Annotated in this window: 14 protein-coding genes; 3 read left to right on the forward strand and 11 right to left on the reverse strand. The window is 59.7% G+C overall.

What is annotated here, in order from left to right; translation table 11 throughout:
• Positions 1-57: 57 nt before the first annotated feature.
• The 5 genes from glnQ to dps form a co-directional block, all read right to left on the reverse strand.
• Positions 58-780, reverse strand: a complete 723-nt coding sequence (gene glnQ / locus C3F38_RS09755) for a glutamine ABC transporter ATP-binding protein GlnQ (RefSeq protein ID WP_004939230.1) — start codon at positions 778-780, stop codon at positions 58-60.
• On the reverse strand, positions 777-1,436 hold the full coding sequence (gene glnP / locus C3F38_RS09760) for a glutamine ABC transporter permease GlnP (RefSeq protein ID WP_019454487.1): 660 nt from the start codon (positions 1,434-1,436) through the stop codon (positions 777-779). The genes glnQ and glnP overlap by 4 nt, the downstream gene beginning before the upstream one ends.
• A gap of 103 nt (positions 1,437-1,539) precedes the next feature.
• Positions 1,540-2,283, reverse strand: coding sequence for a glutamine ABC transporter substrate-binding protein GlnH (gene glnH / locus C3F38_RS09765; RefSeq protein WP_038880498.1), 744 nt, complete (start codon positions 2,281-2,283; stop codon positions 1,540-1,542).
• A 338-nt stretch (positions 2,284-2,621) separates the two neighbouring features.
• Complete coding sequence (locus C3F38_RS09775) at positions 2,622-2,888, reverse strand: DksA/TraR family C4-type zinc finger protein (RefSeq protein ID WP_055316051.1); 267 nt, start codon at positions 2,886-2,888, stop codon at positions 2,622-2,624.
• A gap of 139 nt (positions 2,889-3,027) precedes the next feature.
• Positions 3,028-3,531, reverse strand: coding sequence for a DNA starvation/stationary phase protection protein Dps (gene dps, locus C3F38_RS09780; protein WP_004939215.1), 504 nt, complete (start codon positions 3,529-3,531; stop codon positions 3,028-3,030).
• A gap of 368 nt (positions 3,532-3,899) precedes the next feature.
• Between dps and C3F38_RS09785 the strand changes: the two genes are divergently transcribed.
• Positions 3,900-4,445, forward strand: a complete 546-nt coding sequence (locus tag C3F38_RS09785; RefSeq protein ID WP_038880492.1) for a shikimate kinase — start codon at positions 3,900-3,902, stop codon at positions 4,443-4,445.
• Here C3F38_RS09785 and nanQ read toward each other — a convergent pair.
• Positions 4,427-4,894 (reverse strand): N-acetylneuraminate anomerase, encoded by a 468-nt coding sequence (nanQ, locus tag C3F38_RS09790; RefSeq protein ID WP_047728217.1) that lies wholly within the window; start codon positions 4,892-4,894, stop codon positions 4,427-4,429. The two genes, C3F38_RS09785 and nanQ, sit on opposite strands and share 19 nt — an antisense overlap.
• A gap of 131 nt (positions 4,895-5,025) precedes the next feature.
• A complete protein-coding gene (gene rhtA, locus C3F38_RS09795; protein WP_038880488.1) occupies positions 5,026-5,913 on the reverse strand; it encodes a threonine/homoserine exporter RhtA in 888 nt (295 codons plus the stop codon).
• 399 nt (positions 5,914-6,312) lie between these two features.
• Here rhtA and ompX point away from each other — a divergent pair, with 399 nt between their 5' ends.
• Positions 6,313-6,831 carry an outer membrane protein OmpX gene (gene ompX / locus C3F38_RS09800; protein ID WP_038880485.1) on the forward strand — a complete coding sequence of 173 codons (519 nt, stop codon included), beginning with the start codon at positions 6,313-6,315 and terminating at the stop codon, positions 6,829-6,831.
• Positions 6,832-6,917: 86 nt separating this feature from the next.
• Here the strand turns inward: ompX and C3F38_RS09805 are convergent, their stop codons facing one another.
• On the reverse strand, positions 6,918-7,901 hold the full coding sequence (locus tag C3F38_RS09805; RefSeq protein WP_055316052.1) for a nitrilase family protein: 984 nt from the start codon (positions 7,899-7,901) through the stop codon (positions 6,918-6,920).
• 91 nt (positions 7,902-7,992) lie between these two features.
• On the opposite strand from C3F38_RS09805, the gene C3F38_RS09810 reads away from it, so the two are divergent.
• On the forward strand, positions 7,993-8,865 hold the full coding sequence (locus tag C3F38_RS09810) for a LysR family transcriptional regulator (protein WP_055316053.1): 873 nt from the start codon (positions 7,993-7,995) through the stop codon (positions 8,863-8,865).
• A gap of 4 nt (positions 8,866-8,869) precedes the next feature.
• On the opposite strand, the gene C3F38_RS09815 is transcribed toward C3F38_RS09810, so the two are convergent.
• The 3 genes from C3F38_RS09815 to otnI form a co-directional block, all read right to left on the reverse strand.
• On the reverse strand, positions 8,870-9,400 hold the full coding sequence (locus C3F38_RS09815) for a GNAT family N-acetyltransferase (RefSeq protein WP_055316054.1): 531 nt from the start codon (positions 9,398-9,400) through the stop codon (positions 8,870-8,872).
• Between the two features lie 63 nt (positions 9,401-9,463).
• Complete coding sequence (locus tag C3F38_RS09820) at positions 9,464-10,834, reverse strand: GntP family transporter (protein WP_038880843.1); 1,371 nt, start codon at positions 10,832-10,834, stop codon at positions 9,464-9,466.
• A gap of 105 nt (positions 10,835-10,939) precedes the next feature.
• On the reverse strand, positions 10,940-11,716 hold the full coding sequence (gene otnI / locus C3F38_RS09825) for a 2-oxo-tetronate isomerase (RefSeq protein ID WP_047728208.1): 777 nt from the start codon (positions 11,714-11,716) through the stop codon (positions 10,940-10,942).
• Between the last annotated feature and the right edge of the window lie 3 nt (positions 11,717-11,719).

Genomic DNA, 11,719 nt, shown 5'->3' on the forward strand with positions numbered 1-11,719 from the left:
GAGCGTGCGGAATGAAAGCGGCGGGCGCGTGGCGCGCCCGCCGTTAAACCGCCGGGATCAGGACACGTGCTGCAGGAACTCCTGCAGACGCGGGCTTGGCGGATGGTTGATCAGATCGTGCGGGTTGCCGTCTTCGGCAATCCGGCCCTTATCGATAAAGATCAGGCGCGACGCCACTTTTTCGGCAAAGCCGACTTCGTGGGTGACGATGACCATCGTCATGCCTTCTTCGGCCAGATCCTGCATGACCTTCAGCACTTCATGGCGCAGCTCCGGATCGAGCGCGGAGGTCGGCTCGTCGAACAGCATCATTTTCGGCTTCACCGCCAGCGCGCGCGCAATCGCCACGCGCTGCTGCTGGCCGCCCGACAGTTCGGACGGGTAGTGGTGGGCACGCTCCGCCAGACCGACCTTGGCCAGCAGCTCGCGCGCCAGCTTTTCCGCATCGGACTTCTTCGCGCCGCGCACGCGGATCGGGCCAAAGGCGACGTTTTCCAGCGCCGTCAGGTGCGGGAACAGGTAGAACTGCTGGAACACCATGCCGGCTTCCTGGCGGATCAACCGATCGTCCACTTTCGGATCGTTGGCTTTCAGGCCGTCGACGATCAGATCGCCGCTGGTGACTTCCTCCAGCTTGTTGATGCAGCGCAGCAGGGTGGATTTGCCCGAGCCCGACGGCCCGATGATCACCACCACTTCGCCTTTGTCGATCTTCAAATCGATGTTGTGCAGCACCTGGGTTTGGCCAAAATGCTTAGAGACGTTTTTAAATTCAATCACAGGATTTTCATCCTTCTTTCCAGACGACGCAGCACGAAGCTCAGCACCAGGGTAATAATCAGATAGATAACCGCCACGGCGCTCCAGATTTCCAGCGCGCGGAAGTTACCGGCAATAATTTCCTGACCCTGACGGGTCAGCTCCGCCACGCCGATCACGATGAACAGCGAGGTGTCTTTGATGCTGATGATCCACTGGTTGCCCAGCGGCGGCAGCATGCGGCGCAGCGCCAGCGGCATAATGACGTAGCGGATGGTTTCGCGGCGCGACAGGCCGAGCGCCAGGCCGGCCTCGCGGAAACCGTTATGAATCGACAGCACCGCGCCGCGGGTGATTTCCGCGATGTAGGCGCCGGAGTTGATCATGATGGTCACCACCGCCGCGGTGAACGGATCGATGCGCAAGTCGCTAAATGCCATCGGCAGGGCGAAGTAGATGAACATCACCTGTACCACGATCGGCGTGCCGCGAATTACTTCGATAAACACCAACGCGATGTGGTTGGCGATCCAACCGCCGTAGGTGCGGGCAAAGCCGGCGACGAGGCCGATGATCAGGCCGCCAATCAGACCGAGGACCGAAATCCACAGGGTCATTTTGGCGCCCTCTAACAAGATAGGAATGGCGGGCCAGATGGCGCTCCAGTCGAACTGCATGATATTTCTCCCGGTGATCCCAAACGTGGGTATCAGATACAACGAAGCGCAGGGGGTTAAGCGACCCCCTGTGCTTAAGTTAACAGCTTGCCAAATTCACAGCTTACTTAGGTTCGGTGCCGAACCACTTCTTGTAGATCTCGTTATAGGTGCCGTTCGCGCGCAGGGTTTTCAGCGCGCCGTTCACCTTCTCGCGCAGCTCGTCGCTGCCTTTAGGGAAGGCGATGCCATACTGCTGTGCTTCCAGCGAATCGCCTACGGTTTTGAACTTGCCGGCGCCGGCCGTCTTAATGAAGTATAGGATGTTTGGCGTGTCGTGCAGCACCGCATCGGCGCGCTTGGTGCCCAGTTCCATGTAGGCGTTGTCGATGTTAGGGAACTGGCGCAGATCCTTGGTTTTGATGTGCTGCTTGGCGTAATCCACCGAGCCGGTGCCGCTCTTCACCGCCACCACTTTGCCGTTCAGATCGTCGATGCTTTTCACGCTGTTGTTGTCGGCGTTGACCATCACCAGCAGGCCGCTCTTGTAGTAGCCGTCGGAGAAGTCGATGGCTTTTTTGCGCTCATCGGTGATGGTGATGCCGGCCAGCGCCAGATCGACGTTTTTGGTCTGCAGCGCCGGAATGATGCCGCCGAAGTCCATCGGTTTCAGGGTGTAGTCCAGCTTCAGCTCTTTGGCGACGGCGGCCCACAGGTCGATGTCGAAGCCGACGTATTTGTCGCCTTGTTTGAACTCAAAAGGAACGAAAGCGGTGTCGGTGGCGACCACCAGTTTGTCTGCTGCGTGGGAACTTACGGCAAAGGCCAGAGAGAGTGCGGCCAGGGAGACTTTAAAAATCGACTTCATGAGAGGAATTCCTGTACAGGTTGCGGATTACCCATTTTTTATATTGCAGTTGGTGCCATGAAAAAATCGTGCCATGTTTTCAACTACTATAAAAACAAAGAGTTAGTGCGTGATGTTGTGCCGGAAAGGCGAATTGTTATGGTTGTGCACCAAGGTGAGGCACCAAAATGGTGCGTAAGAATTATCTTGGTGCACGGGGCTATCATTAACCAAATTTTGGCTGTGAAACAACCGTTCTTTAACGTTTTTGCTTCAATATTGATAACTAACTCTAACTTTCATGATGCACTGACGGTGCAAGCGGGGCCGCGAGGGCGCAAAAGGGGGAGCAGATAATGCTAGCACAACTGGCTGTCTTTGCTGCCGCGCCGGTTGTACAGGCTGGCGGCCGCGTGTTTTTTGTCTTGTTCGGTCTGGCAGGCGAGGCAAAAACGCACGCCCGTTAACGCCTTGCGGCGCGCCTCGGGGATCGCCTCTCCGCATTCCTGGCAATAGCGTTCGCTCTCGCCGTGCCCGAGCGCTTCACGCGCGCGCTGCACCGCATCGTCGACGGTGGAATCAATCTGATCTTGTACGGCGCCGTCCGCCGCCCAGCCGCTGGCCATCATTACCTCCTGACAAGGGAATCTTACCGTTAATATGGGCCGTTTTTTGTACAATGCAACGGTCGCGCAAAAGAAAACAGGCCGGGCAAAGCCCAGCCTGTTCTGCCCGGAACGACGGGCGCTCTGCAACGCTTTCGCGTTATTCGATATTGGATTCGATGAACCACAGGAACTTGTCCAGATCGCGCGAGGCGGCGGTGAACATGTCGGCGGTGTCTTCGTCTTCCACTTCGGTAATCGCCTTGCGGATGTCATTCGCTACCGCGCCGTAGCGATCGGCCAGCGCTTTCAGGTGCTCCTGCACGCTGTGGATATTGGTCGGATAGCTTTTCAGCGGCGTGCGATCGTTGACCACCTGTACGGTGCCCAGTGCGACGCCGCCCAACTGCACCACGCGCTCGGCGAAGGTGTCCTGATGCTCGATGATGGCGGTGCGGAAGCCGTCCAGCATTTCATGGACCGCGATGAAGTTCGCGCCGCGCATGTTCCAGTGCGCTTGTTTGGTGATCAGCGAAAGATCGATAAATTGCACGACCTGATGGTTCAGCGCCTTGATGGCGGCCAGTTTGACTTTTTCGTCCAGATCGTTACGGGTATACAGCAGATCAGAAGATTTCGTTTTCACCAGTTTAGCGGTACTCATATCAGATATCCTCTTGATTAGTCGTTGTCCTATTTCGTTACGGGATTAATTATAGCAGGGGTATTTATTTTTGCCGTACGAAAATGGCTATTGCACAAATAGGATTAGCCTAATGGCAATATTTTAATGTGGCTTTTGTTTTTGATTAATGAAATTGATTTTATTGGTTTTTTTTTATTTTTTGTTGCAGGTCTATTATTTACCGTAGTGACGGTTTATCCCTGTTATTTTATTTTCATTGAGCATGCCGGCCCCAGAAGAATATCCACTTTGTTATCACGGTGTTAATTTCAAACCTATTCAGATTGATAGCCGTAATTGATGCAGTTACAGTAGGGAGATTATCTCCTCTCTATGAGTGGCGAGTGATGAAAATTAACGTCGTCGGCACCAGCGGCAGCGGTAAAAGCACCTTGGCGCGTCAATTGGCAGAACGGCTTGATGTGCCCTATATCGAGATGGACAGGCTCTATTGGCGGCCCGAGTGGCAGGGAACGCCCGATGATGCATTCCTGGCGCGGCTTGAGCAGGCGCTGGCCGAAGCGGGCGAAGGCTGGGTGCTGGACGGCAACTACAGCCGCACGCAGCCGATCAAGTGGCGCGAGGTCGACTATATCCTGTGGCTGGACTACGGTTTCGGGCGCACGCTGTGGCAAGCCGTACGCCGCGCGTGCCGACGCGCGGCCAGCAAACGAGAGCTGTGGCCGGGCACCGGCAACCGGGAAAGTTTTCGCCGTTCTTTCTTCAGCCGCGAGTCGATCGTACTGTGGACGGTCCGCACCTACGCCAAAAATCGGCGAAAATACCTGGCGGAAATGGCCGGCGCCGGGCGCTGCTTCATACGCTTGCGTTCTCCCCGCCAGGCCGCCGATTTTTTACGGGCGTTGCCGCAGGGTCACAGCAGCAGGCGGTGATGGATCCTCACCACCGCTTTCTTGATGTGCTGCGGCCGCTGCCACAGGCAGCCGGTTTTGTGCGGCTCCATTTGGAAAAAGATCGCGAACATGCCGTGCGTCATGTGCAGCGTTTGCGGGTGGCGTTTGATGTCCAGCAGCAGAAGGTCGCTATTTTCTGCGTGGGGCTGCTCGCGATGCCCGTCGCCCGCCAGACCGTATTCGATGCGCTCTTCACCGCTGATCAGCAGATGGAGCGCGATGTACTCCTGATGCATCTCGGCGCGCTTCTGCGCCGCAGGCGTAGTGGTCAGCGTCATGACATCCATAAAGATGTTGTCGCCGTCGATCGGGTGATGGCCCGGGGCCAGTTCGGGCAGGTCGCATCGACGCAACTCGGTCAAGGTTGAAACCAGCGCCGGCGCGAGTCCGCGGCCGAAGCGTGGGTTGAACAGGCTGTTGTGAATCACTGTTATTCTCCATGTGAGCGAAAGTCCAAAGTGCCTGCGGTACAGGCTAAGGGGAAGTATGCCGACTTGTCACGAGGAAAACAGTTAACCCGCCTGCATTCCGGCGTTGCGGTCGGCAGGCGGGTTAGCGATCAGGAAAGGCTTTCGAGGCGCGGTTTAGGGCGGATGGTCAGGGCGGAGCCCATAGACGCGGCGATGATGGCCGCCAGCGCCAGCCATTGCACGCCGCTCAGGTGTTCGCCGAGGAACAGCATGCCGGACAGCGCCGCCATTGCCGGTTCCAGGCTCATTAAGGTGCCGAAGGTGCGCGCCGGGATTTTGGGCAGCGCGATGATCTCCAGCGAATAAGGCAGCGCGGTGGAGAGGATCGCCACCGCCAGCGCCACCGGCAGAATATCGAGGTTGAACAGCACGCTGCCGGTTTGCCAGGCGCCGATCGGGCAGAACACCAGCGCGGCGATCAGCGAACCGAGCGCCACCGTGCCGGGGCCGTGATCGCCGCCGGCCTTCTGGCCGAAGATGATATAGACCGCCCAGCAGGCGCCGGCGCCGAGCGCGCAGGCGGCACCGAACGGATCGATCCCCCCCACGCCGTGGCCGAGCGGCAGCAGGAACCACAGCCCGGCAATCGCCAATGCCACCCAGAGGAAGTCGATGGGCCGCCGCGAGGAGAACATGGCCACTGCCAGCGGGCCGGTAAACTCCAGCGCCACGGCGATGCCGAGCGGCACGGTGCGCAGCGACAGGTAGAACAGGTAGTTCATCGCGCCGAGCGACAGGCCGTAAATCAGCAGTGGCAAGCGGCTGCCGGCGGCGAGGCGCATGCGCCACGGGCGGAAGATGATGAACAAAATCAGGGTGCCGATGAAAAGGCGCAGCGTGGTGATGCCTTCCGCACCCACGATCGGGAACAGGCTTTTGGCCAACGAGGCACCGCTCTGGATAGACACCATGGCGATGATTAACAGACAGATAGGCAGCAGCGCGGAGGGCGCTCTGCCGGAAGTAGGTAACGACATCCTTAACGGGCCTTTTATGCGCCGTTCCTCAGCCTTGAGAAAACGGTCGAAACGGGGATGCGAGCAGTGTAAATGAAATGCGAAAATCTGTCTGAGAAAAGCGCGCATCGCGGTGAAATCCGCCGAACCTCGGATGAGATGTGGCGGATTTGGTCAAAAAGTGCGCTTTTTATTAAGAATTATCTGGATATTAAATAGGTGATTTTTGTCACAGAAAGCCGTAGAATACGGCCGAAAATAGAGCGAAAAGAAGAAGATACACTGTTCTTGAAATCTTCTGTTACACGATATAAAGCATTAGACACTCATTTCAAGGCAGAGTTTCACGCTAATTTTTGTTATATTTTCAAAGCATGAACAAATGGATGTACTTAATAATAAAACGCGTTTGAGGTGGTTATGAAAAAAATTGCATGTCTTTCCGCAGTAGCAGCTTGCGTATTAGCAGTTAGCGCAGGTACCGCATTCGCTGGTCAGAGCACCGTATCCGCTGGCTATGCGCAGGGTGATTTCCAAGGCGTTGCTAACAAAGCCGACGGTTTCAACCTGAAATACCGTTACGAGTTCGACAACAACCCACTGGGCGTAATCGGTTCCTTTACCCACCTGGAAAAGGACGGTTCTCAGGGCGGTTTCTACAACAAAGCTCAGTACAACTCTATCTCTGCCGGTCCAGCATACCGCATCAATGACTGGGCGAGCATCTACGGTCTGGTTGGTCTGGGTTACGGTAAATTCACTACCAACGCTCAGAACGGTACTTCTCGTCACGACACCGCTGACTACGGCTTCACCTACGGTGCCGGTCTGCAGTTCAACCCAATCGAGAACGTTGCCCTGGATGTCGGTTACGAGCAGAACCGCATTCGTAGCGTTGACGTTGGCACCTGGAACGTTGGCGTAGGCTACCGCTTCTAAGTGTGTTCATGCCTGAGGGCATGAACCTGCGGCAGATTTTGCCGCACCGATAAAAAATCCGCCTCCGGGCGGATTTTTTTTATCTGTTATCGGCCGCCGCGCCCCGTCGGCTGCGTTGAAAAGCGTGCGCTGCGGGCATCGCGCTCATAGCCTTGTGGTTCGGTCAATAGCCCGTACAGCTCGGGGCGGCGTCCGTAAATCCAGCGGCGGCCGGTGCTGAGCGGGATCAGCGTCAGATCGAGTTCGGCGCTGACCATCCGGTCTTCCGCCGCCCAGGTCTCTGCCACGATGCGGCCGTAAGGATCGAGGATCATCGCGTTGCCGGTGCGTATCTCATCGTCATCGCGGCCCACGCCGTTGCTGAACAGCAAGAACAGCCCGTTGTCGTGAGCGCGCGACGGTAGCCAGCGCATCAGCCAGCCGCGGCCGTGTTCGCCGCGAAAGGCGGCTTCTATTGCCTGCGGATCTTCCGCACGCCGTTGCCACAGCGCCTGCGGGATCGGCTTCATGCCGTGCGGGCTGCGCGAATGGGTGCCGCCGGTCTGGTGCGGGGCGATCAACACCTCCGCGCCCAGCAGCGCCGTGGCGCGCACATTCTCCACCAGATTGTTGTCCCAGCAGATCAAGATGCCCACGCGCACGCCCCAGGGGGTATCGAACACCGTGTAGCGGTCGCCGCTGGCGATAGCCGGGTGTTCGAAGGCGTGCAGTTTACGGTGCACATGCAGCTCGCCGTCCGGCAGACAAACGGCATAGGCGTTGTAGCAACGGCCGTCGTCGCCCAGCTCGATCAGCCCGACGCCGATCGCCATGTTGTAACGCTCCGCCAGCGGGCGAATGCGCGCCAGAGAAGGGCTGCTCGCGATCGGCTCCGCCAGCGCGCGCACCTCGGCGTCGGACAGATGGCGCACGTGCCAATAGCCGGTGATGCACATTTCCGGGAAGGCCAGCAGCTGTATCTGTTGCTCGGCCGCCTCCGTGATAAAGCGTTCCATGGTCGACAGGTTGTAATTCTTATCGTTGGCGCGGTGCTGGAATTGCACCGTGGCGGCGCGCAGTGAAGGGGTCATGGTGTCTCTCCGGTTGGGGTCTGCGTTGATTACAGCAGGTGGATTGATTACTGTATAATCAATTAAATTCCCTATTCGATAACCTGATGGAATGGATATAAAACAACTGCGCGCCCTGGTGGCGCTGGCCGAACAGGGCAACTATCGGCAGGCGGCGAGCCTGCTGTGCATCAGCCAACCGGCGCTGAGCAAGCAGATTCAAGCGCTGGAAACCCAGCTCGGCGTTCGGCTGTTCGAGCGTGGCCGACAGGGGGCGCTGCTCACCGCCGGTGGGCAGCGGCTCTACCCGGAGGCGCAGGCGCTGGTGGAACAGTACCAGCAGTTTCAGCGGCGCGCCCGGCGGGTAGCGCTCGGGCAAGCGGGGCGGCTGGCGCTGGGATTTGGCCTCTCCAGTTTTCATCTGGCGCCGCAGCTGGTGGCCGCCTTTCGCCGGCGTTTTCCCGAGGTGGCCGTTGGGCTGGAGGACATGCCGTCGGAGCGGCAGTATCAGCTGTTGCTGCAGGGCGAGTTGCAGGTGGGGTTCGTGCGCTTACCGGTCACGACGCCGCTGTGCGGCGCGGCATTGCTGAGCGACCGGCTGGTGCTGGCCGCGCCGGGCGCGCTGGCGCTGCGGGCCGACGACCTGATGGCGCGTTTCAATCAGCTGCCGCTGTTGCAGCTGACGCCGAAACGCGGGCGCGGGCTGAGCGATCAGTCGCTGCGGTTTATCGCCGCTCACCGGTTGACGCCGAACGTGGTGCAGCAGGCCGGCGATATCCAGACGCTGCTGGCGCTGGTCGCCGCCGGCGTTGGCGTCGCGTTGCTGCCGCACAGCATCACGCACATCGCGCCGGCCGGCATCGACATTCTGCCGCTGAGCGGCGAAGAGACGGAGTGGCAGGTCGGTATCGCCTGGGATCCGCAGCGCGCGGACGCGCTGCGGGACAACTTCATTCAGACGGCGTTGGCGGTGCAACGCGCTTAGGCATTCAAAGCGGGCAGTGCATCACGACGATCGGGCTCTGGTGATACTCGCTGCGGTGGCTTTCGCAGAAACCGACCTTTTTCGCCAGCGCCAGCGAAGCCTGGTTTTCCGGCGAGATGATGCAGACGGTTTTCTCGCCCGGCAGGTGCGTTTTACCCCAGGCCAGCGCTGCCCGCAGTGCCTCGGTGGCGTAGCCTTTGCCGTGCGCCGAGCTCACCAGCGCCCAGCCCATTTCCGGCGCATCGAGCGCCGGGGTAATGTCGCGCAGGAAGTTGGAAAAGCCGATGCTGCCGAGGTACTCGCCGCTCAGTTTGTCACGCACCGCCCAATACCCGTATCCCAACAACGCCCAGTGGCCGACGTAGCGCATCAGGCGCCCCCAGGAGTCCTCCCGGTCGCGCGGCGTGCCGCCGATGTAGCGCACCACCTGCGGATCGGCCCACAATGCGGCCAGCGATTCGAAGTCGTCCAGCGTGTGAGCGTCCAGCCGCAGACGTTCGGTGATAAGCGTTGGCGCGGTGTTGATTACGGTCATGTTGCTGCTCCTGCACAGGGTGAAAGGCGATGAAAAACAACGGCGTTCAGTATGCCAGAGAAATCACACCGCCAGCCACAACAGCCAGGTGAACAGAAAGCCGCTCAGGCCGAGCAAGGTGGTCAGCACCGTCCAGGTCTTTAGGCCATCGGCCACTGACAGCCCCAGATAGCGCGTGACGATCCAAAAACCGGAGTCGTTGACGTGGGAAAGCCCCAGTCCGCCGAAACAGGTCGCCAGCGTCACCAGCACCAGCTGTAGCTGATTTAAGCCGCTGACCGCTTCCGACAACAGGCCGCCGGTGGTCAGGATAGCCACGGTGGCGGACCCCTGCGAAGCGCGAAGTGCCAGCGAAATGATAAAGGCGGCGGGCACCAGCGGCAGGCCGATGGCCGTCAGTACTTCAGCCAGCGCTTTGCCGACGCCGGATTCCACCAGCACCTTGCCGAACACGCCGCCCGCTCCGGTCACCAGGATCACCACTGCGGCGGTCGGCAGCGCGGCGCCCATCACGTCGCTGGCGTGCTGCAGGCTCCAGCCGCGGCGCAGCGCCAGGAAATAGAAGGCCAGCAGCAGGGCGATCATCAGCGCCACCGCCGGTGAGCCCAGCAGCGACAGCGTATCGCGCAGCGCCGAGCCGGCCGGCAACAGCGTAGCGGAGACGGTGCCGAGCATGATGATGGCGATTGGGATGACGATTAGCGCCGCCACCAGGCCGGCGCCGGGCGGGTTGATGCGATCGCTGAGCGGCGCTTGCCCTTCCGGACGCGGCTCCGGCGCCGCCAGCTGCAGTTGTTCCAGCACCTCTATCGATAACGGATAGTTTTTGCGGTTGAGGTAGTTGGCGGCGAAATAGCCGATCGCGCCGACCGGAATACAGATTGCGAGGCCGATGATGGTCAGCCAACCGATGTCGGCGTTGAGCAAACCGGCGGCGGCGACCGGGCCGGGGTGCGGCGGCAGCGCGACGTGTACCGTCAACATCACGCCGGCCATCGGCAGGCCGAACTTCAGCGGCGACACTTTGGCGACCTTGGCAAAGCCATAGATAATCGGCGCCAGAATGATAAAACCGACGTCGAAGAACACAGGAACGCCGAGAATGAATGCGGCGAGGGTCAGTGCGGCGACGGTATGTTTCGGCCCCAGCCCCTGGCTGAAGCGTTGTGCCAGCGACTCGGCGCCGCCCGAGTGTTCGATCATGCGGCCAAGCATCGCGCCCAGACCGATGATAATGGTCACCGAACCAAGTACGCCGCCCATCCCGGCGGTCATCACTTTCATCACTTCGCCGGTTGGAATACCGCTGGCCAACGCCACCAGCAGACTGACCACCAACAGCGCGACGAAGGGCTGTACCTTCGCCTTGATGACCATCAGTAACAGCAGCACCACGCCGAGTACGGCAATCAGCAACAGCAGAGAGGTAGACATGAAAAAAGCCTTTCGTTGGGTAAGCGTTGGGCACCGCGATCGCCGCGTGGCGATACGGGTGCGTTTCATTGTTATAAAATCGATTTCCTGGTGTTGGCGGCAGCGTTAGCGGTAAGGCTTCAGCCACCCGAGCCCGGCGGCGGTGTCGCCGCGCGGCCGGTATTCGCAACCTATCCAACCCGGATAGCCGAGCGCATCCAGCCTGTCGAACAGCCATGGATAATTCAGTTCGCCCTCGTCCGGCTCATGGCGATCCGGCACTGAGGCTATCTGGATATGCGCGTAGCGTCCGGCCAGCGTCTCCAGCAGCCTGCTGATATTGCCGTCCACTAACTGCGCGTGGAAAAAGTCGAACTGAATGAACACGTTCGGTCTCTCGATCGCCGCCACTGCTTCCGCCACTTGGTGTTGACTGGCAAACAGGTAGTTGGGTTTGACCGGCGGGCTGAGCGCTTCGATCAGCACCTTGACGCCGTGCGGGGCGAAGGCGTCGGCGGCATAGCGCGCATTGGCGATAAAGGTGTCGAGATAATGCCGCCGATCCGCGCCTGCGGGCACCACGCCGGCCATCAGGTGCACGCTGGGGCAGGAAAGGGCGATGGCGTAGGCCAGCGCGCGGTCGATATCGGCGCGCGCGTCCTGCTCTCGGCCCGGCAGTGCCGCCAGTCCCCATTCGCCGGCGGCGGCATCGCCGGGCGCGGTGTTGAACAGCACCTGTTGCAGGCCGTGTTCGCGCAGCTTTTCGGCCAACAGCTCGGCGGGATAGTCGTAAGGGAACAGGAATTCCACCGCGCTGAAGCCCTGTGCGGCAGCGGCGGCGAAGCGCTCGAGGAACGGCACTTCGTTAAACATCATCGATAAATTGGCGGCAAATTTAGGCATGGT

The organism is Serratia sp. SSNIH1, assembly GCF_002935055.1.
GTDB classification, from domain to species: domain Bacteria; phylum Pseudomonadota; class Gammaproteobacteria; order Enterobacterales; family Enterobacteriaceae; genus Serratia; species Serratia nevei.